This window comes from Peribacillus sp. Bi134 (assembly GCF_918698065.1).
Classification (GTDB): domain Bacteria; phylum Bacillota; class Bacilli; order Bacillales; family DSM-1321; genus Peribacillus.
On sequence record NZ_CAKKLN010000001.1, the window covers coordinates 237,833 to 264,457 of the forward strand.

Consider the following 26,625-nt stretch of genomic DNA (forward strand, 5'->3'; position numbering starts at 1 on the left):
ATACTTCAAAAAGGGAGGTTGCTGAGGCAGCCTTTTTCTTATGGAACAGGTTAGCATTCCTGAAGTTCGTCATTTTTCAGCTTTGAAAAAAATAGGGCTCCTCAGTAAGATAGGAGTAAGACATCACTCTAACCCAAAACCCTAGGAGGAACCCTAATATAAAGTTTAAAATGCAAGATAAACAAACTAATCGAGAGAATTTCCGATAAACACCATATTGTTAGAGTGGATATTGCCCAACAATTACATGTGGCTAGGGCAGTGAATTCCCGTGGAATTGTAATCGTAGACCCATTAGCATTTGAAAATAATGAAGATGGATTTGCTGGTTTAATAAAATGGATGGAGGCAGCCATTGTGGGAGTGGAGCCTATAGGCATCACACACTAAGGTTATTGTATGTCTAACTCTTTGACAGTTTCGCCTTCAATTAACACTGGTTGATAATAGGTTTCGTTTGGTAAATCCTTCTTTCCTTGTAATTTCTTAATGACCCAATCAGCTGCATCATGTCCCATTTGTTCTTGTGGGTGTGTCAATGTCGTTAGTTTGATATTAGCATTTTTCGCAATATAAGAATTGTCCTGGCCAATAATCGATAATTGTTCGGGAATAGAAATATCAAGTTGTCTGCATACATTTGCTACTTCCAACCCTACCTCGTCGTTATAGCAAACAATGGCAGTCAACACGTCTCTATTTTCATTTAGGAACTCTTTCAAGTTTGTGTATAGGTCTAGCTTCGTTTCTGTAGTATACGAAAGCAATTGCTCTGGTTGAAAGCGTAATTTGGCTTCTCCAAGTGCTTTTATATATCCCTTCATTCGATACTTTCCTTGTAAATCATCCATTTTCGAAATGATTCCAATTTGGGTGTGTCCTTTCGAAATCAGTTCTTTTGTTGCGAGGTAGCTTGACTGCACATCATCCAGGCAAAAGAAAGGAACCTCTAATTCTTCATAATAAGCGTTGATCATGATGAATGGAACCTCTTGTTCCTTAAACAATAGGTAGTAAGCGATGTTGGGATTGTATAGATTGCTTTTTGTAGGTTCAATAATCAAACCATCCACGCCAAATGACAACATCATTTCCAAGGCTTTTTTTTCTTGTTCGACATCATTATTTGTACTGGCTAATAGTAACGAATAATTATCTTCATTCAATCTTCTTTCAATTCCGCGGATAATAGAAGGGAAAATGTAATCAGAAATGTAGGTCGTGATAACACCGATCGTTTTATTTTTGGAATTGCCACCAGATGATTGATATTGGTTACTAACATATGTGCCAGATCCTTTTTCACTTCTCAAGAATCCCTCGTTTGATAATTCTAAAATGGACTTTCGTACTGTGTGTCGGCTAACGTTGTACATTTCTTGCATGACGGATTCAGTAGGAATTTGTTCGCCTACACTATATTCACCTGTAAGGATTTTATTTTTTAAATCATCAATGATTACCTGATACTTTGGTTTCATTAAACCTCACTTCTTTCATAGTTGTTTGCATTCTAATTTATGCGCTTAAAATATTTGTGCGGACATATTTTAACATAACTTTGAATGAATTAAAACAAATCATCTTATTTTTTGTATAAAGTTATAAATCCCCCCTATTTACCTTTTTATTTCATGTCGTATAACTTCCTTTAATACAAATTTATGACTTTAAGGTGAGGATGGAGTATTCCGCTTGAAAGTTGTAAGTATAAATAATATAAACCGTTGACAAATGTACGTACAAAAAATATAATATGGTTGTTAATACATTTAAGCGCCTCCTTTTATTGAAAGCGCTGACAGAAGGGGGATTAACGTGCAAACGAATATATTAAAAATTAAACAAGCGATTACCGGGGGAGAAACTTCACTTGGAATCGAATTTGGATCCACTCGTATTAAAGCGGTGTTGATTGATAATGAACATGAAACTATCGCATCTGGAAGTTATGAGTGGGAGAACCTATTGGAAGATGGAATTTGGACGTACAACTTAGTGGATATTATCACAGGTCTGCAAACAGCTTATAGTGAAATGAAGCAAGAAGTTGAACGAAATTACGGAATTACCATTCGAAAAATAGGTTCAATTGGATTTTCTGCAATGATGCATGGGTATATGGCTTTTGACAGTACAGGGGAGCTACTTGTTCCGTTTCGAACTTGGCGTAACTCAACAACAGGTGTTGCAGCAAAAGAACTAACTGATCAATTTCAATTTAATATTCCTGAACGATGGAGTATTGCTCACCTTTATCAAGCAATATTAAATGAAGAGAAACATTTGCCTCGCATTGATTGTATTACGACTTTGGCTGGATACATTCACTGGTTATTGACTGGAAATAAAGCAATTGGCATTGGAGATGCTTCAGGCATGTTCCCAATTGATGAATCAACGCAAGATTACAATCAATCAATGGTCAAGCAGTTTGACGATTTAATTGCGACGAAAGGTTATCCTTGGAAGCTAAAAGAGATTCTTCCTAAAGTCTACATTTCAGGCGAGCAGGCGGGTGAATTAACCGAAATTGGAGCGAAAATCCTGGATAGATCAAGAAATTTACAACCAGGCACTCCAATTTGTCCACCGGAAGGCGATGCGGGGACTGGAATGGTTGCTACGAATAGTGTGAGGAAACGTACCGGAAACATCTCAGTAGGAACTTCCGTTTTTGCGATGATTGTACTAGAGAAAGAACTTTCAAAAGTTTATCCAGAAATTGATCTGGTAACTACACCAAACGGAAGTCTCGTTGGAATGGTTCACGCGAATAACTGTTCAAGTGATCTGAATGCTTGGCTGGGATTGTTCAGTGAATTTTCTGAGGCAATGGGACAAAAGGTTGATATAAATAAATTATTTGAAGTAATGTTGAATAAGGCTTTGGAAGCGGATCCAGATGGTGGCGGTTTGCTTAGCTACGGTTATTTCTCTGGTGAAAATATCACAGGATTAGAAAAAGGGCGACCATTATTTGTTCGCTCACCTGAGAGTCAATTCAATTTAGCAAACTTTATGCGGACTCACCTTTTTACTGCTTTCGGTGCTTTGAAAATCGGAATGGGTATTTTGACAAAAGAAGAAAATGTTGCAATTGATCGTATTTTGGCTCACGGTGGTTTATTTAAAACCCCTCTTGTTGGACAAAAAATTGTTGCGGCTGCAATGAATACTCCAGTATCAGTTATGTCAACAGCAGGAGAAGGCGGCGCGTGGGGAATGGCGATTCTTGCATCTTACATGATGAATAAAGATCAAAAAGAAAGTTTAGAAGACTTCCTCGACAAAAAAGTATTCGAAGAGGTTGATGGACAAGAAATTTATCCTGATCAAGTAGATGTTAAAGGATTTGAAGCATTTATTGAAAGATACAGGAAGGGTTTAGTGATTGAGCAGGCCGCTGTAGACAATTTGATGTTATGAGTGGAAAACTGGAGGGATTGATGTGTTAGAACAACTGAAAGAAGAGGTATTTCAAGCAAATTTGGACTTGCCTAAATATGGACTCGTGAAATATACATGGGGAAATGCGAGTGCCATTGATCGTGAAAGCGGTTTATTTGTTATCAAACCTAGTGGTGTTGATTACGAAACGATGAAAGCCAGTGATATGGTCGTTGTTGATTTAGATGGCAATATTGTTGAAGGAGAGTTGAGGCCTTCATCAGATACAGCGACTCACGCAGTACTTTATAAGTATTACCAAGAAATCGGGGGCATTGTACATACTCATTCAACTTGGGCGACAATCTGGGCTCAAGCAGGCCTTGATGTTCCAGCGATGGGGACCACTCATGCAGACACATTTTACGGTTCCGTCCCATGTGCCCGCTACCTAACACAAGAGGAGATTGATCGTGGGTACGAAGTGGAGACTGGGAAGTTAATCATCGAAACATTTGAAGAGCGTGGGTTAGACATTTTAGCCGTTCCTGGTGTCTTACTTCATGGTCATGGTCCGTTTACTTGGGGCAAAGATGCAAAATCCGCCGTAATGAATAGTGTGGTGTTGGATGAAGTTTCGAAAATGAATTTATTTACACGGGATTTAAATCATTTTGCAAAAGAATTACCACAAAATATTTTGGATAAACACTATTTACGAAAACATGGAAAATATGCTTATTACGGTCAAAAGTAAGATCAACTCTATTAAATTATCAAACCATTAGAATTAAGAAAAGAGGATTATTATGTTAACAACAGAAAAAAAGGAATTTTGGTTCGTCGTAGGATCACAACATCTATATGGGGAAGAAGCGTTAGCAGAGGTCAAGGCGCATGCACAAACGATAACCGACGCATTAAATGAAAGCGGTATTTTACCTTATCCACTTGTATTGCAAGATTTAGCTGTTAGTGCAGAAAGAATCACAAGCATCATGAAAGAAGTCAATTATCGTGACGAAGTTGCCGGTGTCATCACTTGGATGCATACTTTCTCACCTGCAAAAATGTGGATTCGTGGAACGAAACTATTACAAAAACCATTGCTTCATTTAGCTACACAATTCAATGAAAGCATTCCTTGGGCAACGATTGATATGGACTTTATGAACCTGAACCAATCCGCTCATGGTGACCGTGAATATGGTTTTATCAATGCCCGTTTGAAAAAACAAAATAAAGTTGTTGTAGGTTATTGGGAGCGCCCTGAAGTGCAAAAGCAAATTGCACAATGGATGGACGTAGCGGTTGCTTATAACGAAAGCTTCAACATTAAGGTCGCTCGCTTTGGAGACAACATGCGTAACGTTGGAGTAACTGAAGGGGATAAGGTTGAAGCGCAAATCCAATTTGGGTGGACAGTTGACTATTTTGGAATCGGAGACCTTGTTCAATATGTAAATGCGGTTACTGATGAAGAAATTGATGCTTTATTTTCAGAATACGAAGGCCTTTATGAATTTGATTATGGTACAAACAGTAGGGAAGATTGGGAGAAAAGCGTAAAGGTACAGGTAAGCTATGAAATTGCGATTAAACGTTTCCTTGATGATGGTGGTTACACGGCCTTCACAACGAACTTCGAAGATTTATATGGGATGAAACAACTTCCTGGTCTTGCCGTCCAACGTTTGATGGCACAAGGATATGGCTTTGCGGGTGAAGGAGATTGGAAGACGGCAGCACTTGATCGCTTACTGAAAGTGATGAGCCATAACCAATCAACTGGCTTTATGGAAGATTACACATATGAATTAGCTGCTGGACAAGAATCAATCCTTCAATCACATATGCTTGAAGTCGACCCATCTTTAGCAAGTAACAAACCAAAAATTGTCGTATCTCCATTAGGTATAGGTGATCGTGAAGATCCAGCACGTTTAGTATTCGACGGCAAAGCAGGAGACGGTGTCGTTGTTTCCATGGCTGACTTTGGTACAAACTATAAACTTTTGATTAATGAAGTTTCTGCATTTGAGCCAACTGTTCCAGCACCAAACCTTCCAGTGGCCCGTGTACTTTGGGAAGTGAAGCCAAACTTCCAAGATGGAGTGAAAGCTTGGCTTGAGAATGGTGGCGGTCACCATACAGTTGTTTCATTGAACTTAACAACAGACCAAATCATAACCTATGCAAAACTTGTTGGCTTGGAATACGTAGTTATTAAGTAATGTTTCTTCCCTCCAAGGAGGCTCTGCTTCCTTGGAGGGAAGAAATAGGTACTCCAGAGGTTGTAGTCTGGAAATAGTAACCATTAGTATGATCACTTTTTTTGTAAGCGTGTTCGTAGTTTTCCGGAAAAAGATGAAAGCGTTTTAATAGCACAATAACGACACAGAATTCATCCTAATCAATAATTTTTAAGTCGATTCTACTAGCATATATTTGTAGCTTGAAAACACTATTATTACTTTCTTTAAAGCAATCAATATTTTTAGTAGTGGGATTTTAAAAATATAATTTTAAAACCTTGAGGAGGGAATTTTAATGGTTAATGAAAAGAAAATCTCAAGTGGATTCATTTATTTTTTTGGGGCTTTTGGAGGCATTCTCTTCGGTTATGATATCGGCGTTATGACGGGTGCTTTACCTTTTCTGCAACATGATTGGAACCTTCAAAACAACCCTGGTGCCATTGGCTGGATTACCTCTTCGTTGATGTTTGGAGCTATTTTTGGAGGTGCCCTGGCCGGACAACTTTCCGATCGTTTAGGACGGCGCAAAATGATTTTAATATCTTCTATCATTTTTGCTGTTGGCTCCATTTTGGCAGGAATATCCCCTCATAAAGGGCTCCTTTTTATGATTGTTGCCCGGATTTTATTAGGGTTGGCTGTAGGTGCTGCTTCTGCGTTGGTCCCAGCCTATATGTCGGAAATGGCGCCGGCACGTTTACGTGGACGTCTGTCAGGAATTAATCAAACAATGATTGTCTCTGGAATGTTACTTTCGTACATTGTCGCTTATTTATTGAAAGACTTACCAGGAACTATGGCATGGCGGTTGATGCTTAGTTTGGCTGCCGTACCTGCTTTGATCTTATTTATTGGAGTGTCAAGGTTACCCGAATCACCACGTTTTTTAATTAAGAACAATAAAATTGATGAAGCTCGTAAGGTGTTGGGCTTTATTCGCTCTAACAAAGAACAAATTGACTCTGAAATAATACAAATTCAAGAAACTGTTAAAGAGGAAGCAAAGGTAAATCAAAAAGCATCTTGGGGTACACTTTTAAGTAATAAATACCGTTATTTAGTAATTGCTGGTGTGGGTGTTGCTGCGTTTCAACAATTCCAGGGCGCAAACGCAATTTTTTATTATATACCTATGATTGTGGAAAAAGCAACAGGGCATGAAGCCAGCTCAGTATTGATGTGGCCAATTATTCAAGGGGTTATTCTCGTACTAGGTTCATTAATATTCCTTATGATTGCTGATAAATTTAATCGCCGTACTTTATTAACAATAGGCGGAACTATTATGGGACTATCCTTTATTTTGCCGGCAATATTGAATATATTAATTCCTAATGCAAATCCGATGATGATGGTTGTTTTTTTAAGTATCTATGTAGCACTTTATTCATTCACGTGGGCTCCTTTAACCTGGGTCATAGTTGGAGAAATTTTCCCGCTGGTAATTCGCGGGCGTGCATCAGGAATAGCTTCATCATTTAACTGGATTGGTTCTTTCTTGGTTGGATTGCTATTTCCAATCATGACCGCTTCGATGTCTCAAGAAGCTGTTTTTGCAATCTTTGGTGCTATTTGTTTACTCGGTGTTTTATTTATCCGGACATGCGTTCCTGAAACTCGAGGTCATACTTTGGAGGAAATTGAAAAAATTGGAGAAAGCAAACAAGCTAAGGGAAAAAGTGCTTAAATTAGACCTATGAGATTTCAAAGAAGCTATACGCAAATAGGAGAGTTAAGCATGCATTTTAAATCAGGGGGTCATAAGGGAAAATACTTCTGTTATTATGATCTACACACACATCATGAACATGTTGATTTACTCATATGATTCCCTTATCTTAAGGCCGAAGTTGCTACTTCGGCTTTTCACCATTAAAATGTTTGCTGAACTTTTTGTGCAATTCATGGTGTTTTAGCTTTATTTATATGAAGGAATTTAATAGGGAAGGAGCCGAAAAAATGAAAACATCACAAAGCTCGTTTGGAAATGAAGTCTTGCTGTTTACAATAGAAAATGAACATGGAGTAAGAATGGAAGTTACAAACTTTGGTGCAAGAATCGTCAATCTGTTCGCCCTAACGGAAACGGGTCGTAATAATATCGTATTGGGATTTGACTCGATTGAGGATTACAAAAAAGAAACATATTATGGAGCAACAATAGGAAGAGTCGCTGGAAGAATAAAAAATGGCCAATTTTCGATTGGTGAATCACGTTACCAAACATCTGTAAATCAATTAGGGAATACATTACACGGTGGCAGCCCTGGATTCGATGAAAAAATCTGGGATTATGAAGTGAAGGAGACGGATGAAAGTGCATCAATCATCTTTTCAACCCACTCACCTGATGGCGAGAATGGTTTTCCGGGGAATTTGAAAGTAAGTGTGACTTACACATTAGACAACTTAAATATTTGGTCAGTCAGCTATCAAGCAACTAGTGATAAAGACACAATTTTTAATCCGACCAATCACGTCTATTTTAACTTAACAGGGCATCCCAGCAATCCAATCGATGATCATTTCTTACAAATCTATTCTGAAGAATTTGCACCAGTAAATGACGATACCTCGGTAACTGGGGAAAAGCGAAGCACAATTGGCACGCCTTATGATTTTCGAACCCCAAAGAAATTAAAATCAACCTTTGAAGCAATTGACGCAGAAGTTAAAAAGGTTCAAGGAATCGATCATCCATTTTTCCTAACGTGCACAGGACTTCATCAAACTGCAGCAAAATTAATTAGTCCTGACCAGAAAATATCAGTCGAGGTATACACAGAAGAGCCTGCGGTTGTCATTTACACTGCAAACTTTGTGGAAGGTGTGCCACTCATGCACGGAGAAAAATTAATTCAACACGGCGGGATAACATTTGAAACCCAAGCTGCACCAGGAGCGATTGAATTTGAGGATTTTGGAGATATTCTTCTTTTAGCAGGCGAAAATTATACTTCCCAAACAAAATACAAAATTGAGGTCAGGACCCCACTCAGCTGAAGTTTCCAGTTAGTGTGTTAATGCGTTGATTAGGTGGATTTGGTTTCGATATTTTCACATCGATTCGGCTGCTAGTTAGGATAGGCAGCCGGTGCCTGTCAGAGCGATCGAGCATAGTTCGTTACATATATCGGGTGGGATTCCCGCCGAATAAGAGTTAACCACTCACTCGAACTGAGTTTTGGAGGAGAGAGGATAACTTATATCTAAGCGTAAACACTTGGATAGTGGGTCGCAAACTACGGTTAAAGGAAAGCCACCATTTAAACAGTGCATATTAAATACGTAGCACCTCCTGGTACGATACTTGTATCAATAAAAGGAGGTGCTTATCCTATGCCGCAACAAAAATTAACGATTGTCCCCGTTACATTACATGAAGGAATTTAATAACCGTTGAATCTCCTGTTGCTACTAACTTCCTACCACGATTCGCTGTTACGTTGTGCGTTTTTGTACCCTATTCTTTCCATGGTGAATGCAAAATACAATCACAGAAATTTTTATTTTTATATTCAGGTCTAAAATATTCAATAATATCTTCCTTCATATTGCCAAAAGTAGTTTCTGGCTTATGCTTAAAGCCCTCATAAAACGCTGGAATAATAACCTTCTTGAAATTGTTACGTGGGAAGGCTTTTATAATTTCTTCACGCAAGTCGTCAGGGAATTGTTCAAATCCATCTCCCATCACATCTAAACCAACACCTGAAAAGAGTAGTGCCACTTCGGACTCTTTATGTTCTGCAACGCCAGGTGTCGTATGTAACGCAATAGCATCCCATACAAGACGAATCGACTCATCTGGAATTTGATACTGCTGTAAAAAGCTTCTCGCTGCATTTGCACCGTCTACTTCAAATCGTAAATCTGGACTTCTGAATTTTTTTGTTAAGCCTAAATCATGGAATAATGCACTAACATATAGCAACTCTAAATCATAATTATGCTTCGCTTTTTTTCCGTTGACTGCACCAAATAAAAATACACGATTTGAATGATTCCACAACAAGTCGTCCCCATGCTCGCGTAAAAGATCTGCTGCTTCTTTAGCCAATCGGGAATCTGGAAATTTAATACCTGCTACTTCTTGAAACATAATTGAAAATCCCCTTTACAATTTGATAGTTCTCATTCTCATGAACTTGTATTCATTGTAAAGAGGAATTTATCATTTATCTATTCATTCTTTTCTATGATAATAATAGATAAAAGCTATAATATAGAACTTTTCAAAGAAGCTATCTCATCTTTTTCTGTATGAAAACGCAGCCTTTCGATTTCACATAGTAATAACTTAATATACTTACGTGCTGCATAATTGATAAAACGATTCTTTTTCATCACGAGATAAACAGATCTAGTCAAAGTTGGTTTTTCAATACGTTGGAAAAATAAATCCTCAGTATCATAAAATTCATATAATGTACGCGAAACAAAACTGCGTCCAACCCCATTTCGAACAAGCTTCAAGATAGCTTCAATGCTAGACGTTTCGACAATAGGTTCTATCTGCCTGCCAACCTCAAGACTCGTTTTATCAAGTATTTTTCTGCATTGATGGATATTTGGAAATAAAATAAGAGAACTGTCTAAAACATCGGAAAATGAAACCTTCTGCTCTCCATTACTTTGATTACTAATCAGGTAAAATTCTTCATCATATAACTTCGTCACCATCAACATATCATTCCGATTGAATTCAAAACCAATACCAAAATCAGCTTGATTCTCTAAAACAGCCTTTTCCACTTCATCCGTACTTTGAACAAACACTTTTATGTTCGGATACAATTGGTTAAATTTAATACATAAAGTAGATACCAAATCCGTTATTTCTCCTGGTAACACAGCAATTTTCAATTCCCCGATTTCTACTTTTGTAAGTGCTTTAATTTGAGAAGAAATACTTTGTAAGGAATTTTGAATATTTAATGCTTCTTGTTGTACAATTTCTCCCACCTTAGTAAGTTCAATCTTTTTACCAATACGGTTAAAAAGTGCATAGCCTACATCTTGTTCAAGCATTTTAATTTGATGGCTTAAAGTTGGTTGCGAAATTCCTAATTTTTCAGCTGCTTTTGTAAAATGAAGTTCTTTACTGACCATTAAAAAATATTCTAAATGTCTTAATTCGATACTATTTCAATCCTTTCTAATGAAAATAATTATTGGTTATCTGTATGCTTGCAATATTATAATCTAGTTATTAAGTTACTTTATTTTAAGGGATTATTCCATAATTTGGACTGATTGCTGGATAAAATTAAAAAACACCATTAGCTATCTGTTATTTTGGTTCATAAATAACTCACTATGATGTTGGATAACCTGTCGGGCCCGGTATCTTATACAGGCTATATCCGCGGAGAAGGTCCAAAAGGGTCCTCAGCTATGACATGTACAATTATTAATAATTGTACCTTTTAAGATGTCAGTTTACATAATAAAATATCTCATATAATACTAAGATTTTTAAAAATTGGAGATAGCCGCAAATTACAAAGGCCCTATCAAGGAGGAGGTAAATCATGTATATACCTAAACATTTTCACCTCAAGGATGAAGAAATAATTTATGATTTTATCGAAAAGTACAGCTTTGCCACTTTATTTTCTCAACACAATGGAGAACCGTACGCTACCCATCTTCCACTCATATTAAATAAAGGTGAAAGTGCTTTATATGGTCATTTTGCCCTTCCAAACGAACAATGGAAGGATATGGAATGCCAACAAGTTCTTGCGGTTTTCCAAGGTCCTCACTGTTATATATCTCCGTCTTGGTATGAAACAACGATGGCAGTTCCTACTTGGAATTATGTGTCTATCCATTTATATGGAAATATGGGGATTGTCGAAGATCAAAAAGTCATATTCGATTCTCTAAATGATATGGTAAGCAAATATGAAAGTCCAGATAGCCCATACAATTTAAACGATGTAGATTCCAGATTTATCGAAGGAATGAGTAAAGGGATTGTAGCATTTAAAATAAAAATCACAAAAATTGAAGCGAAAGCTAAATTAAGTCAAAATCACCCTTTGGAACGTCGAGAATTAATTATTAAGCATCTAGAAAACACTTCTCAACAAGATAATATACAAGTAGCATCTCTTATGAAGAAAAATCTACAAAATTAAAAGATATCCGACTTTGTCTTATTAAACTACTGTGGTAGATTTGTTAAAAAATTAAGCCTAATTTCAGATGGAAATTAGGCTTAAAATTATCCTTCAATTTATCTATTAAGTAACAAGTTTTAGACCTAAAGTAGCACTTAATGCCTTCCTAATAAAAACTAAATATTCCAATATTCAGTTTATTCGTATAAAATCATGCCAAATGTTGCTCTACCTGACGCACCAATTCCCGTCCATATTCATAAGCTGTCCCCATAGAAAGTGTGTCCATTGCATAGGATAAAAATGTGAAGCTCGCTTCAAATCCAATAACTAATAATGCTAGAAAGGTTCCTATGAAGATTATTTTTGCAACACCAAACATTCAAATAAAATAGCTACAATTCGTTTATTCAAAGAATTATAGAGTTATCCTATTATCCATGCCTTCTTTAAGAGTTTCACACCCACATCAATTTCATCGACAGAAAGATTACTGAAACCTAGTTTAACCATTGGTCCTTCGGTGTTATTTTTAATGAAGTAGAGGGACGTAGGATACACCGTAACGCCATGAAAGGAAGCTTGTTGAATTAACCAATCTTCTGAATGCTTCAGATGTACCTTGACTAATACATACAAACCGGATTGTTCACCAATAATTGATATATTTTGAGCGAATTGCTCTTTTAATGCGGATACTAAGTGCTGCATTTTTCTTTTATAAACAAGGCGCATTCGTTTAATATGTCGACTCCATTCTCCCTCTTCCATAAGTTTAGCCATTGTAAGCTGGCTAAGCAGGGAGGTGGTAGCTTCAAAATGAAGAAACTGATTTTTAAAACGATTTAATAATGGCTGTGGCAAGACCATATAACTTAAACGAATTCCTGGAAGAAAGGACTTCGAGAAATTCCCTAAATAAATGACTCTTGCTGAATCAATGGAGGCAAGAGCAGGAAATGGTTTTTGTGTATAGCGAAATTCACTATCATAATCGTCTTCAATAATATATCCACGAATCTTGTTAACCCAATGAATAAGCATTTGCCGTTGTTGAATAGACATGCTTACTCCAATTGGACTTTGATGGGAAGGGGTTACATAGATTAATCGTGATTTCATTTGTTCTAATTGGGAAAGTTCAGCACCTGTTTCATAAACCGGCAAAGTTTCAAACATAAATCGATGGAATTGAAAAGCTTCCCTAGCACCGTCGTAACCAGGGTCTTCAACTATAATACTCTGGAATTCATCCTTCAGTATATGCCCAAGGTATACAAGCATTTGTTGGGTACTGCTTCCGATAATAATTGCATTTGCATTTGTTTTCACTCCGCGTGATTGGAATAAATATGTGGAGATTTGTTCGCGCAGGCATTCTTCCCCAAATGGTTCCCCGTATCGAAAGCTATCCTGTAATGTTAATATTTGGTTAGCAATTCTCCTCCAAATTTTCAGTGGGAAATGTGTTTGATCAACGGCATCTGCCCTGAAATTAACTACCGGAGGTTTCTTGGACTCAGCCTGCTTTTTATTATAAGAGATTAATGGCTCCTGAAATATTAGGGGTTCTAACTCATTTGCAAAGTAACCTTTTCTGCCCTCTCCACGAATATACCCTTCAGCAACAAGTTGTTCATATGCCAGTAAAGTTGTATTACGGCTTACATGTAAGGAATCTGCAAGTTGACGAATGGAGGGTAATTGCTCATTCGCCAAAATGTCTCCTTGTTCAATATATGATTTAAATTTTTCGTAGATTTGTTTGTATTTTGGGGAGTTATCATTAAAAGTAAAAATGGTATTATTCATTTGCATTCCCTCTGACATGTATATTTGTTTATTATTGTACCTTTTTTCATGTCAATTTGTATAATACTATTTTTTTATCGGATATTCATTTTTAAAAACTCTAATGCAAGTTGAAAGGATGATTAATGTGTACTTTCCTAAGCAATATCGTATGAAAAATGAAGAGGCTGTTCAAATTATGAAGTCTAACCCGTTTGCCTTATTGATTACTGTTGATGAACATCGTCCCATGGCTACGCATATTCCTTTGGAAATTCGGGAAGATGGAGGGAAAATCTATGCGACTGGCCACATTGCATACGGAAACATGCAGAAAAAAACTTTAGACAATAATAGTGATGTGTTACTGATTTTTCAAGGGCAGCACGCTTACATTTCATCAAGTTGGTATAAGTGCGAAGAGGTTCCTACATGGGACTATCTAGCTGTACATGCGTATGGATCAGCTCGTGTAATCACTGAAGACGAGCTGATTTCCTCCTTGGATACTATGCTTAATCACTATGAGTCGCATCGAGAAAATGGCCGGACCTGGGAAACGTTTGATCCAGAGTTGCTTAAGAGTGAAATGAAAGGAATAGTTGGCTTTGAAATTGAAATCACATCTATTCAAGCTGCAGCCAAAATGAGTCAAAATCGTAATGACACTGATTACAAAGCGATTATTACAGAGCTTGAAAAATCAAATGAACAAGGGGAAATTCAGGTTGCGCAATGGATGCGTGAGCAACGTAAAGGGTTAATTGAATGATTGGCATATTACTAGGGTTTGCTGGTGGCACCCCTAAAAGCAAAAATGGTGTTTATCACTTTTTAAGGGAAAGCAAAGGTAAGTCAAAGCCATCCCTTACAGACAAGAGCTCATTTTAAAACAGTTTGAACAGATTCCTTTTCTAAATGAGCAACAAATTGCCTCCTTGATGAAAGCGAACCTTAAAAAAAGTGTAACCTTGCTTTCACCAATCAAGGAGTAGCCCAATAAAGCGTGTGCAAAAATACAACAAGGAGTTGCTTTTTATGGAGTTTTCAAATATTTGGCTATTTGTAATTACTGCTGCTACATTGTTAATAATACCTGGACCGGCTGTGTTGTATATTATGGCAAGAAGTATTGATCAAGGGAAGAAAGCGGGCATAGTATCAGTTCTGGGTGTATCTCTTGGTGGTTCTGTTCACGTTTTAGCTGGAGCAATAGGAGTTTCGGCAATCCTTATGACATCAGCAACAGCCTTTAATATCGTTAAATACTTAGGTGCTGCTTATCTTATCTATCTGGGGTGTAAGACTTTACTTTCTACATCCGATCGAACGACATCAGAAATTCTAAAAGCCCCTCGCAAAAAGTTATTAAAGATATTTTACGAATCAGCGCTCGTAGAAGTAATGAATCCTAAGACAGCACTCTTTTTTTTAGCCTTCTTTCCGCAATTCATATCACCTTCTGCTGGATCAGTCACAATTCAATTTTTGCTTTTAGGAATTATATTTATTATCCTAGCTTTTATTAGTGATGGTCTGTATGCAGTTCTTGCAGCAAGTATTAGAAAGCGGATTCTGGGTAGTGAAGTGAATTCTAAGTTGCAGAATCGGATAACTGGTTATTTATATATTGTTCTAGGGGTATTCTCCGCCTTTGCGAGCCCCTCCAAAACATAAGAGTATAGATAACGGTAAATAATATGACTATGAACTCCTATGACTTCTAGAGCATTCGTGAGATAGTTTTTAGTTTATTGAGGGAGTTTTATTTGCATAAGGAACCAGATAGCTATAAAAAAGCAAACTTGCCAAAACTGAGCGAGTTTGCTTTTTTATTTGAAAACGAAGTCAAAACATCTTTCATATGGGTTCGAAATTTCGAAAAAATCACTTCAAAAATGAACCCTTTATAAGCTGAATAGAATCATGTTTAGAAAGCATCCTCATTACACAAGTTTTAATAATTCTATTTTAAAACAATAAAGACTTTAGGCAAAAGGTTCTATCTAAGAGTTAAACCATTTGATTGGAGCGGGTGTGTGTGACCCCGCAGGCGTAAAGGCGCCGAGGGCGGACCGCCCGTGGAAAGCGAGTGTCTGGAGTGGAAATCAACGTCTAAATTATAACTCATAAAAAACTGTAGGCAAACTCGATTTTCATCCAGTTTGCCTACAGTCCAAGGTAAGAGCTACTTGTATGCTCTTACCTTTTTTGAATGGTTTTCGCTAATAAGAGGCAGGATCAGTTTATCTGGACTTTTATACTTAACAAATATGTTCGTCATACTCGGTTTTCAAGTAATTCATCATCCTTTGTTTTTGGTGGGAATAATGAAAGCAATTAAAGTAATAGGAAAAGTCGTCAAAAAAGAGAGGGTTTTTATCATCGAAGCCATAAGAATTTAAAAAATCCGAGATTACTTTTTCTTGTTCCACTACATCGAACAATCCGGATATATAAAAATGATAACTGAATTTATCATATAAAAAAAGGTATCCTGTATCATCAAAAATATTCTTCACAGTATGACCATCCAATTCTAACTCACTCCTTCCTTACCAATATACCTTTTTATCGATGAAATTATTCAGTGCTCATCTTTCAGGGAATATTATTATATTTATTGCAGTGTGTTTTTTATACCTTCAATACATTAAAGGTATGAAATAAATGCAGGCAGCAAGAATCGGGAACGAAAAAAGCACATCCAATAAGGATGTGCTTTCATAAAGGTATTATTTGTACATTTCAGCCACTTGTTTTTGCAATTCGCCATTTTCAAGGTACTCATCATAACTCATTTGCTTATCGACTGTACCTTTTGGAGTAAGTTCAATGATTCGGTTCGCTATAGTTTGGATGAACTGATGATCATGTGAAGAGAAGATCATAGATCCTTTAAAGCTGATTAAACCGTTGTTTAATGCCGTAATCGACTCTAAGTCCAGATGGTTAGTAGGTTCATCAAGCATCAGGACGTTCGAACCGCTTAACATCATTTTGGAAAGCATACAGCGGACTTTTTCGCCCCCTGAAAGTACACTTGCCTTTTTCGTGACTTCATCGCCAGAGAATAACATTCTGCCCAAGAAACCGCGCAGGAAGCTTTCGCTCTGGTCATTAGGAGAATATTGACGGAGCCAATCGACAAGATTTAAATCGACACCTTCAAAGAATTCAGCATTATCCTTAGGGAAGTATGCCTGAGAGGTCGTAACGCCCCATTTGAATGAGCCGCTATCCGGTTCAATTTCACCTGCCAAGATTTTGAACATTGTTGTTTTAGCAATCTCATCTTTACCGACAAATGCAATTTTGTCGCCTTTATTCATCGTGAAGCTGACATTATCCAATATTTTTACGCCATCGACCGTTTTCGAGATTCCATCTACACGAAGCAGGTCGTTCCCGATTTCACGTTCAGGAGTAAAGCCGACATATGGATAGCGGCGTGAAGAAGGCTCGATGTCATCCAAACTGATTTTGTCCAATAATTTCTTACGGGATGTCGCCTGGCTCGATTTGGATGCATTGGCACTGAAACGCGCGATGAAATTTTGAAGCTCTTTGATTTTTTCTTCTTTTTTCTTATTGGCATCTTGAGTCAGTTTAAGGGCAAGCTGGCTTGATTCATACCAGAAGTCATAGTTACCGATATAAACTTTGATTTTACCGAAATCAAGATCCGCGATATGTGTACAAACTTTGTTAAGGAAGTAACGGTCATGGGAAACTACGATAACAGTGTTTTCAAAGTTGATTAGGAATTCTTCCAGCCATTTGATCGCTTTTAAGTCCAAGTGGTTGGTAGGCTCATCCAATAAAAGAACATCCGGTTTACCGAATAATGCCTGGGCAAGCAATACTTTAACTTTGTCGCCACCGTTTAATTCAGCCATTTTCTTTGTATGCAGGTCTTCCGTGATGCCAAGGCCTTTTAAGAGGATTGAAGCTTCAGGTTCAGCTTCCCAGCCGTTTAATTCGGCAAATTCTCCTTCAAGTTCGGCCGCTTTCATTCCGTCCTCGTCGGTGAAGTTTTCCTTCATATAGATGGCATCTTTTTCTTGCATGACTTCATATAATCTTTCATGTCCCATAATGACAACTTTAAGGACTTCTTCCTCTTCATAAGCGAAGTGATCTTGCTTTAGAACGGCAAGGCGTTCGCCAGGACCCATATGGACATCGCCGGATTGCGCTTCAATTTCACCTGAAAGGATTTTTAAGAAAGTGGATTTACCCGCACCATTCGCACCAATCAGGCCATAGCAGTTACCAGGAGTGAATTTTATATTAACATCTTCAAACAGTTTACGATCGCCATAACGTAAACCAACATTATTTACTGTAATCATTTATTTACATTCCTCCAAAATACTTTTGTTTCAACGTGTCCAACACTTTGTTTCATTAGTTATACGCTGATTCATACAAACAGCAGTTTACAATCTTGTATGTTTTAAACTGTGCATCATTTAAATTGTATCTTATTTCTTAGGAAAATTAAAGGCAGATTAGCAAAAACAAACGTTTATAAGCAAAAATTACACAGAGATTTAATTTGGCTTATAAATTGTCACCAATTATGTAAGTTTTATTTTTTTGTTAAAGAATTAGGTGGGTACAAAGACTCATTACGCACCATCCTTATTATTGGTAATATAGGTAACTGTAACTAACACAACAGGAGGATTTTAAATGAGCGATTCAGTAGGTTTTTGGAAACGCCTTTTTGCAGGATTTTTGGATGGCATAATAGTGTCTTTTCCATTAGCGATTATTTTCGGGTTGATTACCGGTGATTGGGAAAATGAAAACTTTTCAACGTTTTTCAACTTTCTTTACATGCTGATTGTCCCGATATTATGGTATGGCTATACAGTGGGTAAAAGGATTATGGGAATACGCATAGTACGGGTGGACGGAAGGAAATTAGGCATAGGCACAATGCTATTGAGGTATTTAGTTGCTGCTTTGGTTTATGCCATTACATTTGGGATAGGGTTTATTGTCAGTGCGTTCATGGTTGGCATAAGGAAAGATCATAGAGCGATACATGATTTCATAGCAGGTACGTACGTGACATCTAATAAACCATGATTAATTGTTAAGCAGTTTAATAGCTGCTTTTTTTTTATGAAAATCTACAATTCCGAATAAGAAATGATTTTTCGGCGGGGAAATTACAAATTAAGATATAAATATTACATTAGAAACCACGTTAGAATATCTATTCCATTAATACAGTGGCAGTTAGGAACCAAAAAGCACTTAACCTCTATGGTCAAGTGCTTTTGTTATTCAGAACCTCTTTATTTTGATTAATGATGATTTTATTTCTTAAGATCATTTCCTTATTATTTAGTCCAACATTGAGTTCTTTGGTATTATTCACTTTTTCCAGCAATGATACTACAGATATTTCCAATAATTCAGAAACAGGCATATTTGTTTTGGATGATAAAATTTCAAGTTCATGGATTAATTTAGGGGATAGCATTGGTTGTTTTTCATTTATTTCCATGACAGTACCCACTTTCTTAAGAAAATTATGTAATTGTAATTTAAGTATATAATGTGAGTTTCCGATAAAACATTAAATTAGCATTATTTATGTTAAGAATTGATGACAATAGCAGCAGTTCATAAGTCAACGTATTATTTCTAAATCAACGTAATATATAGTGTATTCTTCGAATTATATGAAATATAAGGGAGGGGGTAAATTTCAACTATATAATTCTATGTCTCCAGATTTGTCAACCATTGGCTTTTCTGATAGTATAAATGTCCATTTCGTATTAGCATCGGCATTTTAAGTTTGATAAATACACAAGGAAGGGGAATGATTTTATTGGGAAATCACCCTGATTTTGAAAAGGAACGACAGCGGCTGGATTTTACGAAACGTTATATCGATGTAGTCATCAAAACATCAGAAACAAGCAAAGATCAATTTCAGAGGAATATGCAAGAAGCTTTTGGCGATGCCGATTGGTCTGAATCAGCCTTATATTCACAGCTGCTGACGACGGCCAACTTTTTTGAGATGTCCAAAACCGAACTTGAAAGTTTACGCAAAGCAAGTAAAAAACCCTACTTTGCAAGAGTGGATTTTGAAAGGAATGACGGTGATAGAGGCGAAGTCCTTTATTTCGGAAAAGCATCGCTTTATCAGAGGGAAAGCCAGGAACAGATTATTGTCGATTGGCGTTCACCGATTGCAAACCTGTATTATGAGGGACGGATTGGTGAAATAGAATATGAAGCGGAAGGGGAGACATTCAGCGGGAACATTACTTTAAAAAGACAGCTAATGATAGAAGAAGGTATCCTGGAGGAGATAAGGGACATTGATTTGACCACAACCGATGAATTGTTGCAGGAATCCCTTTCCAAAAGTTCCAGCAATCGATTGACAGATATCATTACCACGATCCAGGAAGAACAAAATAAAATCATTCGGGCAGATTTGAATAAACCTATCATTGTTCAGGGCGCAGCGGGCAGTGGTAAAACCACAATTGCTTTACATAGGATCTCCTATTTCATTTATCACTATAAAGACTTGTTCGATCCGCGTCAATTGATGATTCTTGCTCCGAGCCGGGTTTTCATTGATTACATATCTGAAGCTTTACCTGAATTGGGAGTCGAAAAGGTAAAACAATTTACATTTTCGGAATATGTTCAGGCAGCGATAGGAAAGCAAGTGAAGCTTATCGCGGATGATAAATTAACTCGATTGCTGGAAAATGATGATGAAGAAATTAATTCAGCCGTCTGGATATCAGGTCTGAAGGGTTCCCCTGCCTTTAAATATATATTGGACGAATATGTAAAGGATATTTTCAGGGGCTTTCATCCAGATGCTGATTTTTATTGTGATAAATATCGCCTCTATTCCGCTAAGAAGTTCATTAGATTATTGGAAGAGGATTATTGGTATTTACCGTTATACAGCAGGCTGGACAAACTGAAGGCCATACTACAAAATGAAGTGAAATTGAAAAAGAAAACAATCCTTGAACGTGTAGTTGATTTTTATGATGCCAAAATTGAGAAAGCTCTTTATAAGAATATCGATCCAGTCATTCGCAAGGACTTTGTTACAAAATGCCTCGATAAGAAAGAGGAAAGGATGGGGCAGGTCCAAAAGGCGATCCGTACTTCGGTAAAAGGGTATTTTAAGCAATTCAAAAGTAAAGATCTCCTGGATTACTATCAGGAATTATACCAAGATCCCGAGCGTCTCGCCTCGTACAGTAACGGTAAACTTACTGTTGAAGATGCCAGTGTTTTATGTGAGTATAATCATAAATTATTCTCTGCTAAAAGTTATGAGATGGAGGACTTAGGAGCATTATTATATCTTCATGAGCGGCTTTTTGGTGTCGATAAAGAAAACAAAGCAAAAAATGTCGTCATTGATGAGGCACAGGATTATAGCTTCATGCAGTTACAGGCATTAAAGACGGCAGTGGATACCGATATGTTCACACTAGTAGGAGATCTTGCGCAAGGCATCCATTCATATCGCGGACTTCAAACGTGGGACGAGGTTCACAGTCGTATTTTCCCTCGGGCGACTTATACTGAATTACAAAAAAGCTACAGAACAACTGTTGAAATAATGAAAAGAGCTAATGGAATACTTCAGATGTTAACATACGATTTCCCGGAAGTTGAACCTGTAGTTCGTCATGGCAAGGAACCAGAATTCATTTCCATTGAAAAGGAAGGTTGGGAAGAAAATCTGATCGATCTTATCGCAAGCCTTAAAGGAGAAGGTTTTAAAACGTTTGCTGTTATTGCCAAAACGATGAAAGATTGCAAACTGGCAAACGAGAAACTAAGTGGATTTCATCAAGGCTTTCATTTAATAGATGAAGCGGGAAACATCCCAAAAGATAAAACGTTGATTGTTCCATCCTATCAAGCCAAAGGTCTCGAATTCGATGTCGTATTTGCAATATCCCTCGAAGAAATGTATTGCCATGGAAATGAACTTGATATCAAATTGCTGTACGTAACAATGACAAGGCCATTGCACCGGCTTTATTTTTTAGGTAATGAGAAAAAAGCCTTCCTTATCGAGACATGAGAGGGGGAGGGTGGAGAGTAACCACCCTCCTCGGGAATGATTACAAATGCAAAAGGATATCATGAATATCTTCCCACCCGAAACCGACTTCGATAAGCTCGATGCCTGCCATTTTAACGGTTTTTTCAGCTATCACTTGACCGCCAAGTGCTCTGTAAAAACCGCAAGAAGGATTATCCTTTAATGCCCATATTATTAAATTCTGATGTTCCATTTTCATAAGCTCATGTATGACCGCTTTTATCATTTTTCGGCCGAGTCCCTGTCGTTGATATTCTTGTAAAAAATAAATGGCATATACTTCACCTTGAATATGCGGATCATTCGTTTGTTCAGGGCCGCCAGCAGCGAAACCGATGATTTCCCCATTGGCGTTTTCCGCTACAAAGGTGGCATTATGCAGCATCTTTAAATTTCTAAGCCAGTTTTTCTTTTTGTCTTCCAGATTCATGGAAGACAAATATTGATCCGGGAGGATTCCTTTATAAGTCGTTTTCCAGCTGTTTATATGTACATTTGCTATTCCACGTACATCTTGTTCCATGGCTTTCCTTATCTTCATAAAAACACCTTCTGAATATCGTATTTTCCCCTAGAATATCATGGAAAAAGCGAATAAGCATTTTATTTATGTTTATAAATGCATGAGAAAGGATATGAAATAAAAGAGTGATTCAACCAGACGAAGGGAAGGATGAGAAAGATGAAATTGAAAGTTGGCTTTTATTTTCCGGGCGGCAAAGAACTAGAGCATGAGGTAGAAGGCGATGACTCAACTCAAATGATTTCAAACATTCAAAAGCACCGTTATTATAATCTAGTTAAAGGCGATTGCCATTATGTAGTAGATACGGAAAAAGCAGCTTATTTTTCTGTAACGGAAATATTGGATTGAGATAAACCGCATTGGACTTTTGTTCCATTGCGGTTTATTCTTTTTGTTGTATGGAAACAGGAAAAGGAGTATCGACAATGAAAATCAATTTTACCAAGAAACAGTATGAAACATTATTCAAAATGGTTCAGTACGGATATTGGGTTGCTTCCGATATTGAAGATAATAAAGAAGAATTTAGTGAGATGGAACAGTATATTAATTCCTTTGCCAAAGATTTCGGCGTGGAAGGAGTACAGTTTGTGAAGGAATATGAAATTTATGATTTGACTCGGGAATTGGAGGATCGACTTCAAACAGTCATCAATGAGTATGAAGAAGGAGTGTTCAGGGATAAGCTTGCCTATCATTTGGCTAGAAAAGAGTTTGCCGAGGAGTCGGAAAACCAAGAATATAATCAGGAGGAAGCGTTTATCCGTATCATGGAGCTCGAGGAAAAATACCATCTACATATTGAAGAACGCGGGTTAGGGAAATTGAAAATGGAAGAATAAAGAGAGAGGACTTTATTTGTCCTCTCTTCAGACTGTAGACAAATTGGATATTTATTATGCTTGCCTACATTTTTTTGAGGGAGTGTCAGAATATGAACGTTGATTTCCACTCCAGGCACTCGCTTTCCGCGGGCGGTCCGGGAGCCTCCTCGGCGCTCTTGGCGCCTGTCGGATCTCCCTTGGACGCGCTTTTCCCGCAGGAGTCTCGTACCTTCCGTTCTAATCAACTTTGTTTAATAATTCAGATGGAAGCCCTTTAGTCTACAAGAGAGAGGAATTAATTTGTCCTCTCTATTCTCAATCCGAGAAGTCATGATTTCCGTGTTCACCACGTATGCCATCATTACGGAACGGTTTTATTCACCAGGATTATGGCCTAAATTTTTAACTGTGTATTGGAAAAATGCGATTAAGTCATTTTGTGATGTAAAACCTGCTTGTGCAGTCTGTTCGTTCCCTCCGCCTTTCCCATTATACGAACTGAGTTCAGCTTTAAAATATTGTCCGCAATGAAAGGGGATGTCCCCACTGTGTGAAAGGATGACCTTTTGCTCCTTACGTGATGCTAATAATACGGTAACCTTTTCCTTTTTTACAATCGTACTTGCAAGGTAAAGCAGTTCTTTCATTGAGCTATCTTCGAAAATATGAGAGATGAATCCCCCTCCATTTTCTGCAAGCAGTGAGTCAGCAAGAAAATTTGCATTTTCAAGTTTTAAGTTTTCGTTTGCCAATAGCAGCTGCTTATAGTCATTTTCCAATTTTTCCACCCTATTCAGTATCTCTGTACGTCCGGTATTGAACTTATTCGATAATGCTGAAAGAATTCCTAGGCTTTCGGAATAATCGTTCAATGCCCTGTTGCCGCACTTAAAATAGAGACGGGTATGTTCTTTCTGCTTCTCAGCTTTGAAAATTTTTATTAAGCCAATCTCACCAGTACGCCCTAAATGGGTTCCGCCGCAAGGGTTATATTCAATCCCTTCTATCTCAACTATACGGATATTCTCTGAAACTTTAGGCATTTTGACGACAGGAAGTGTCTGTAATTGCTCGTTTGTCACGTAATAGATAAGTATTTCGCGATTCTCGATAATATATTGATTAACTAGCTTTTCAGCAGCAGCCGTATGTACTTCAGTCCATTGAAATCCTGTCATTATATCGATCGTTATATATTCCTTCCCAAGGTGAAAGCTGACTGTATTAGAGTCGAACAGTTCCCTGCAGACGGCAGAGAGTAAATGCTGGCCGCTATGCTGTTGCATATGATCAAAGCGGCGGGACCAATCAAGTTCACAGTGAACGATCTCTGAATCTGGCCGTCTCTCCACCTTATGAAGAATCTTTCCATCATTGTCTTTTATAACGTCAAGAACGGTGATTCCTTCTATTTTACCAGTATCTGCAGGCTGACCGCCCCCTTCGGGATAAAAAGCGGTTTCTTCAAGAGTGATATAGTAAAAGCCATTTTCTTCAATGGTCTCCCGAATTTTGGTATCCCATTGGGAAGTCTTGGTGGACGTGTAATACAATTTTTTTGTCATGTATGATTTCATTTTCCTTTCAGTTGATCCTTAAATTATATCACCGAAATACCAGAGTTTGAAATCGCGGGTTTAGAAGATTAGTTAAAGTAAATAAGTAAACTTTATGACAAATCCTAAATAAATTGTGCAAGATGGCAATTATCCATGTTGATTTTATTGAAAGATTTATTGGAGGATAAGGGGTGGATGGTCATAATGAATGCCGACCCCGTCAAAGCGTCAAATCAATATTCTGAAATGCAGCCGGATTGCCTTATTCTTGATATTCAGTTGCCTGCAAAGGATGGTTTTCAAATCTTCAGGAGATTCATCTTAATAACGAAAAATATGTCATACCGAAGATCATGAACAGTATTCAGAACGATAAACATAAACGGATAAAAGCATTCAGGATGGGTGCGGATGATTTTATTGGTAAGCCGATTGATATCGATGAGTTTATTGTAAAGATAGTAAGGCATATACAGCGGAAGAAAATCTTTGATCAATCGGTCCTTATTGATGAGTTGACACAGGTATATAATAGAAGATTTCTTGAAGATACACTGAAGCGGTCAGGGCGTCATTTTACGATAAGCATCATTGATCTTTAACACTTTAAAAGGGTGAATGATCAATACGGACACTCGGTGGGGGATCTTGTACTGGTTGAGTTTGCACAATTCATTAAAAGCAATATCAGCAGTTCGGACTTAATCAGCTAAAAAGCTCACCTCCTGATGCCATTGTACTGGATATCCTTCTTGAAGAGGGAGAGCTGGACGGCTGGACGAACTTGAGGGAATTAAAAGGTTCCGCTGATTTGAATGAGATTCCCGTTTTTGTATCGACCGCACTTGACGAAAGGGAGAAGGGAATTTCATTGGGAGCAAAGGATTATTTAGTTAAACCGTATAAACCGAGCCAATTATCCAAAGTGATCATGTATACTTTATTAAGTAACGGTAAACAAGGGCATATTCTGGTTCCGCAGGCATTCCATGAAGAAAGCAAGTGTTAAAAAATAAAAAACCGTAATAGGTATACAGAACAACAAAAAAATGATAAATTCAAATATGTTGGAAATATAAATAATTGGGTACAATTGTAGGTAAAGGTAAGTTACAGGAGGATTTTTATACATGCAAAAAATTCAGGCCGGTATGGCTGTAGAGTTAGAAGTGGAACGTAAGGCTGATTTCGGATGGTTTTTAACAGATGGTTCAGAAGATGTCTTACTTCATCATAATGAAATGAATGAAGGAACGGAACTTGAGATTGGCGATGAAGTAACTGTGTTCATCTACCATGACAAACAAGCAAGGCTAACAGCGACAATGAAGATACCCGAAATCCAGATTGATCAGTATGGCTGGGCGGAAGTTGTCAATGTGAAAAGGAAACTGGGTGTTTTTGTTGACATCGGTCTTTCCAAAGATATTCTTGTATCACTGGACGACCTTCCGAATATTGATCGTTTATGGCCCGAGGTTGGTGATCGTCTATATGTATCCCTGAAGACAGATCGTAATGACCGCCTGTTTGGTAAACTTGCAACGGAAGATGTAATTCAGGAGATTGCAGTGCCAGCTCCTTTAAAAGGAGTACGAAACACCAGTATTAAGGGAAATGTCTATCGTTTGCTTATGGTTGGGTCTTTCTTTATTTCAGAAGAAGGATACCGCTGTTTCATTCACGAAAGTGAACGCAATGAAGAGCCCCGTCTTGGTGAATTAGTTGAAGGGCGCGTCATTGATAGTAAAGAAGATGGAACGCTTAACGTTTCTTTAATCCCCTTTAAACAAGATTTAATGGGGGAAGATGCTGATGTCATTTTCACTTATTTAATGAATCGCGGCGGTGCAATGCCTTATGGCGACAAAACGCCACCTGATGATATCAAGTTTCACTTCGGTTTGAGCAAGGGAGCGTTCAAGCGTGCTCTCGGTAAACTGATGAAAGAAGAAAAGATTTATCAGGAAGATGGTTGGACATATTCTTCAGATCGTAAATGAAAAAGGCAGCGGATTTTCTCC

Annotated in this window: 25 protein-coding genes and 2 pseudogenes; 18 read left to right on the forward strand and 9 right to left on the reverse strand. The window is 37.6% G+C overall.

Features of this window, described 5'->3' with window-relative positions; all coding sequences use genetic code 11:
- Positions 1-158: 158 nt before the first annotated feature.
- Positions 159-348, forward strand: a pseudogene (locus LQ188_RS01145) (IS110 family transposase); the annotation flags it as partial.
- Positions 349-392: 44 nt separating this feature from the next.
- Here the strand turns inward: LQ188_RS01145 and LQ188_RS01150 are convergent.
- The gene (locus tag LQ188_RS01150) at positions 393-1,481 is read right to left on the reverse strand and encodes a GntR family transcriptional regulator (protein ID WP_101225144.1); all 1,089 of its coding nucleotides are present in this window, start codon (positions 1,479-1,481) and stop codon (positions 393-395) included.
- Between the two features lie 337 nt (positions 1,482-1,818).
- Between LQ188_RS01150 and LQ188_RS01155 the strand changes: the two genes are divergently transcribed.
- From LQ188_RS01155 to LQ188_RS01175, 5 genes are all read left to right on the forward strand, one after another.
- Complete coding sequence (locus tag LQ188_RS01155; protein WP_230175782.1) at positions 1,819-3,429, forward strand: FGGY-family carbohydrate kinase; 1,611 nt, start codon at positions 1,819-1,821, stop codon at positions 3,427-3,429.
- Between the two features lie 22 nt (positions 3,430-3,451).
- Positions 3,452-4,147 (forward strand): L-ribulose-5-phosphate 4-epimerase, encoded by a 696-nt coding sequence (locus tag LQ188_RS01160; protein ID WP_230175783.1) that lies wholly within the window; start codon positions 3,452-3,454, stop codon positions 4,145-4,147.
- 52 nt (positions 4,148-4,199) lie between these two features.
- Complete coding sequence (araA, locus tag LQ188_RS01165; RefSeq protein WP_230175784.1) at positions 4,200-5,624, forward strand: L-arabinose isomerase; 1,425 nt, start codon at positions 4,200-4,202, stop codon at positions 5,622-5,624.
- 316 nt (positions 5,625-5,940) lie between these two features.
- Positions 5,941-7,335 carry a sugar porter family MFS transporter gene (locus LQ188_RS01170; RefSeq protein WP_230175785.1) on the forward strand — a complete coding sequence of 465 codons (1,395 nt, stop codon included), beginning with the start codon at positions 5,941-5,943 and terminating at the stop codon, positions 7,333-7,335.
- A 272-nt stretch (positions 7,336-7,607) separates the two neighbouring features.
- Positions 7,608-8,651, forward strand: a complete 1,044-nt coding sequence (locus LQ188_RS01175) for an aldose epimerase family protein (RefSeq protein ID WP_230175786.1) — start codon at positions 7,608-7,610, stop codon at positions 8,649-8,651.
- A gap of 460 nt (positions 8,652-9,111) precedes the next feature.
- Here LQ188_RS01175 and LQ188_RS01180 read toward each other — a convergent pair whose 3' ends face one another.
- Positions 9,112-9,750 carry an HD domain-containing protein gene (locus LQ188_RS01180; protein WP_230175787.1) on the reverse strand — a complete coding sequence of 213 codons (639 nt, stop codon included), beginning with the start codon at positions 9,748-9,750 and terminating at the stop codon, positions 9,112-9,114.
- Between the two features lie 116 nt (positions 9,751-9,866).
- Entirely contained in the window at positions 9,867-10,790 is a 924-nt protein-coding gene (locus LQ188_RS01185) for a LysR family transcriptional regulator (protein WP_260358001.1), read from the reverse strand.
- 392 nt (positions 10,791-11,182) lie between these two features.
- On the opposite strand from LQ188_RS01185, the gene LQ188_RS01190 reads away from it, so the two are divergent.
- Entirely contained in the window at positions 11,183-11,794 is a 612-nt protein-coding gene (locus tag LQ188_RS01190) for an FMN-binding negative transcriptional regulator (RefSeq protein WP_230175789.1), read from the forward strand.
- A gap of 408 nt (positions 11,795-12,202) precedes the next feature.
- Here LQ188_RS01190 and LQ188_RS01195 read toward each other — a convergent pair whose 3' ends face one another.
- On the reverse strand, positions 12,203-13,588 hold the full coding sequence (locus LQ188_RS01195; RefSeq protein WP_230175790.1) for a PLP-dependent aminotransferase family protein: 1,386 nt from the start codon (positions 13,586-13,588) through the stop codon (positions 12,203-12,205).
- A 118-nt stretch (positions 13,589-13,706) separates the two neighbouring features.
- Here LQ188_RS01195 and LQ188_RS01200 point away from each other — a divergent pair, with 118 nt between their 5' ends.
- A complete protein-coding gene (locus LQ188_RS01200) occupies positions 13,707-14,339 on the forward strand; it encodes an FMN-binding negative transcriptional regulator (protein ID WP_230175791.1) in 633 nt (210 codons plus the stop codon).
- 266 nt (positions 14,340-14,605) lie between these two features.
- Entirely contained in the window at positions 14,606-15,244 is a 639-nt protein-coding gene (locus tag LQ188_RS01205; protein WP_230175792.1) for a LysE family translocator, read from the forward strand.
- 587 nt (positions 15,245-15,831) lie between these two features.
- On the opposite strand, the gene LQ188_RS01210 is transcribed toward LQ188_RS01205, so the two are convergent.
- Entirely contained in the window at positions 15,832-16,104 is a 273-nt protein-coding gene (locus LQ188_RS01210; protein ID WP_034307327.1) for a hypothetical protein, read from the reverse strand.
- Positions 16,105-16,302: 198 nt separating this feature from the next.
- Positions 16,303-17,922, reverse strand: coding sequence for an ATP-binding cassette domain-containing protein (locus LQ188_RS01215; protein WP_101225131.1), 1,620 nt, complete (start codon positions 17,920-17,922; stop codon positions 16,303-16,305).
- 343 nt (positions 17,923-18,265) lie between these two features.
- Here LQ188_RS01215 and LQ188_RS01220 point away from each other — a divergent pair, with 343 nt between their 5' ends.
- Positions 18,266-18,667, forward strand: coding sequence for an RDD family protein (locus LQ188_RS01220; protein WP_230175793.1), 402 nt, complete (start codon positions 18,266-18,268; stop codon positions 18,665-18,667).
- A 184-nt stretch (positions 18,668-18,851) separates the two neighbouring features.
- Here LQ188_RS01220 and LQ188_RS01225 read toward each other — a convergent pair whose 3' ends face one another.
- Positions 18,852-19,091: a hypothetical protein gene (locus LQ188_RS01225; RefSeq protein WP_101225129.1), complete on the reverse strand. Its 240-nt coding sequence runs from the start codon at positions 19,089-19,091 to the stop codon at positions 18,852-18,854.
- A 321-nt stretch (positions 19,092-19,412) separates the two neighbouring features.
- Here LQ188_RS01225 and LQ188_RS01230 point away from each other — a divergent pair, with 321 nt between their 5' ends.
- Positions 19,413-21,671 carry a UvrD-helicase domain-containing protein gene (locus LQ188_RS01230; protein ID WP_230175794.1) on the forward strand — a complete coding sequence of 753 codons (2,259 nt, stop codon included), beginning with the start codon at positions 19,413-19,415 and terminating at the stop codon, positions 21,669-21,671.
- Between the two features lie 40 nt (positions 21,672-21,711).
- Here LQ188_RS01230 and LQ188_RS01235 read toward each other — a convergent pair whose 3' ends face one another.
- On the reverse strand, positions 21,712-22,233 hold the full coding sequence (locus LQ188_RS01235; protein ID WP_230175795.1) for a GNAT family N-acetyltransferase: 522 nt from the start codon (positions 22,231-22,233) through the stop codon (positions 21,712-21,714).
- Positions 22,234-22,374: 141 nt separating this feature from the next.
- Here LQ188_RS01235 and LQ188_RS01240 point away from each other — a divergent pair, with 141 nt between their 5' ends.
- Positions 22,375-22,566 carry a hypothetical protein gene (locus LQ188_RS01240; protein WP_034307314.1) on the forward strand — a complete coding sequence of 64 codons (192 nt, stop codon included), beginning with the start codon at positions 22,375-22,377 and terminating at the stop codon, positions 22,564-22,566.
- 77 nt (positions 22,567-22,643) lie between these two features.
- Complete coding sequence (locus LQ188_RS01245) at positions 22,644-23,060, forward strand: hypothetical protein (protein ID WP_101225126.1); 417 nt, start codon at positions 22,644-22,646, stop codon at positions 23,058-23,060.
- Between the two features lie 356 nt (positions 23,061-23,416).
- On the opposite strand, the gene LQ188_RS01250 is transcribed toward LQ188_RS01245, so the two are convergent.
- A complete protein-coding gene (locus LQ188_RS01250; RefSeq protein WP_230175796.1) occupies positions 23,417-24,607 on the reverse strand; it encodes an alanine--tRNA ligase-related protein in 1,191 nt (396 codons plus the stop codon).
- Positions 24,608-24,754: 147 nt separating this feature from the next.
- Here LQ188_RS01250 and LQ188_RS01255 point away from each other — a divergent pair, with 147 nt between their 5' ends.
- The 5 genes and pseudogenes from LQ188_RS01255 (at position 24,755) to LQ188_RS01270 (ending at position 26,604) form a co-directional block, all read left to right on the forward strand.
- The gene (locus tag LQ188_RS01255; protein WP_101225124.1) at positions 24,755-24,958 is read left to right on the forward strand and encodes a response regulator; all 204 of its coding nucleotides are present in this window, start codon (positions 24,755-24,757) and stop codon (positions 24,956-24,958) included.
- The gene (locus tag LQ188_RS01260; protein WP_230175797.1) at positions 24,955-25,203 is read left to right on the forward strand and encodes a hypothetical protein; all 249 of its coding nucleotides are present in this window, start codon (positions 24,955-24,957) and stop codon (positions 25,201-25,203) included. Before LQ188_RS01255 ends, LQ188_RS01260 begins: the two co-directional genes overlap by 4 nt.
- A gap of 12 nt (positions 25,204-25,215) precedes the next feature.
- Positions 25,216-25,314, forward strand: a complete 99-nt coding sequence (locus LQ188_RS26915) for a diguanylate cyclase (protein ID WP_363320527.1) — start codon at positions 25,216-25,218, stop codon at positions 25,312-25,314.
- Positions 25,314-25,610, forward strand: a pseudogene (locus LQ188_RS01265) (response regulator); the annotation flags it as partial. The gene LQ188_RS26915 and the pseudogene LQ188_RS01265, both read left to right, overlap by 1 nt.
- 121 nt (positions 25,611-25,731) lie before the next feature.
- Entirely contained in the window at positions 25,732-26,604 is an 873-nt protein-coding gene (locus tag LQ188_RS01270) for a S1-like domain-containing RNA-binding protein (protein ID WP_230175800.1), read from the forward strand.
- Positions 26,605-26,625: the final 21 nt, after the last annotated feature.

Coding starts and splice junctions, on each gene's coding strand:
- LQ188_RS01200 (WP_230175791.1), top strand. CDS start 13,707: ATGATTAATGTGTACTTTCCTAAGCAATATCGTATGAAAAATGAAGAG.
- LQ188_RS01270 (WP_230175800.1), top strand. CDS start 25,732: ATGCAAAAAATTCAGGCCGGTATGGCTGTAGAGTTAGAAGTGGAACGT.
- LQ188_RS01195 (WP_230175790.1), bottom strand. CDS start 13,588: ATGAATAATACCATTTTTACTTTTAATGATAACTCCCCAAAATACAAA.
- araA (WP_230175784.1), top strand. CDS start 4,200: ATGTTAACAACAGAAAAAAAGGAATTTTGGTTCGTCGTAGGATCACAA.
- LQ188_RS01205 (WP_230175792.1), top strand. CDS start 14,606: ATGGAGTTTTCAAATATTTGGCTATTTGTAATTACTGCTGCTACATTG.
- LQ188_RS01230 (WP_230175794.1), top strand. CDS start 19,413: ATGATTTTATTGGGAAATCACCCTGATTTTGAAAAGGAACGACAGCGG.
- LQ188_RS01255 (WP_101225124.1), top strand. CDS start 24,755: ATGTTGATTTTATTGAAAGATTTATTGGAGGATAAGGGGTGGATGGTC.
- LQ188_RS01220 (WP_230175793.1), top strand. CDS start 18,266: ATGAGCGATTCAGTAGGTTTTTGGAAACGCCTTTTTGCAGGATTTTTG.
- LQ188_RS01175 (WP_230175786.1), top strand. CDS start 7,608: ATGAAAACATCACAAAGCTCGTTTGGAAATGAAGTCTTGCTGTTTACA.
- LQ188_RS01250 (WP_230175796.1), bottom strand. CDS start 24,607: ATGACAAAAAAATTGTATTACACGTCCACCAAGACTTCCCAATGGGAT.
- LQ188_RS01235 (WP_230175795.1), bottom strand. CDS start 22,233: ATGAAGATAAGGAAAGCCATGGAACAAGATGTACGTGGAATAGCAAAT.
- LQ188_RS01240 (WP_034307314.1), top strand. CDS start 22,375: ATGAAATTGAAAGTTGGCTTTTATTTTCCGGGCGGCAAAGAACTAGAG.
- LQ188_RS01150 (WP_101225144.1), bottom strand. CDS start 1,481: ATGAAACCAAAGTATCAGGTAATCATTGATGATTTAAAAAATAAAATC.
- LQ188_RS01260 (WP_230175797.1), top strand. CDS start 24,955: ATGAACAGTATTCAGAACGATAAACATAAACGGATAAAAGCATTCAGG.
- LQ188_RS01170 (WP_230175785.1), top strand. CDS start 5,941: ATGGTTAATGAAAAGAAAATCTCAAGTGGATTCATTTATTTTTTTGGG.
- LQ188_RS01180 (WP_230175787.1), bottom strand. CDS start 9,750: ATGTTTCAAGAAGTAGCAGGTATTAAATTTCCAGATTCCCGATTGGCT.
- LQ188_RS01245 (WP_101225126.1), top strand. CDS start 22,644: ATGAAAATCAATTTTACCAAGAAACAGTATGAAACATTATTCAAAATG.
- LQ188_RS01225 (WP_101225129.1), bottom strand. CDS start 19,091: ATGGAAATAAATGAAAAACAACCAATGCTATCCCCTAAATTAATCCAT.
- LQ188_RS01215 (WP_101225131.1), bottom strand. CDS start 17,922: ATGATTACAGTAAATAATGTTGGTTTACGTTATGGCGATCGTAAACTG.
- LQ188_RS01190 (WP_230175789.1), top strand. CDS start 11,183: ATGTATATACCTAAACATTTTCACCTCAAGGATGAAGAAATAATTTAT.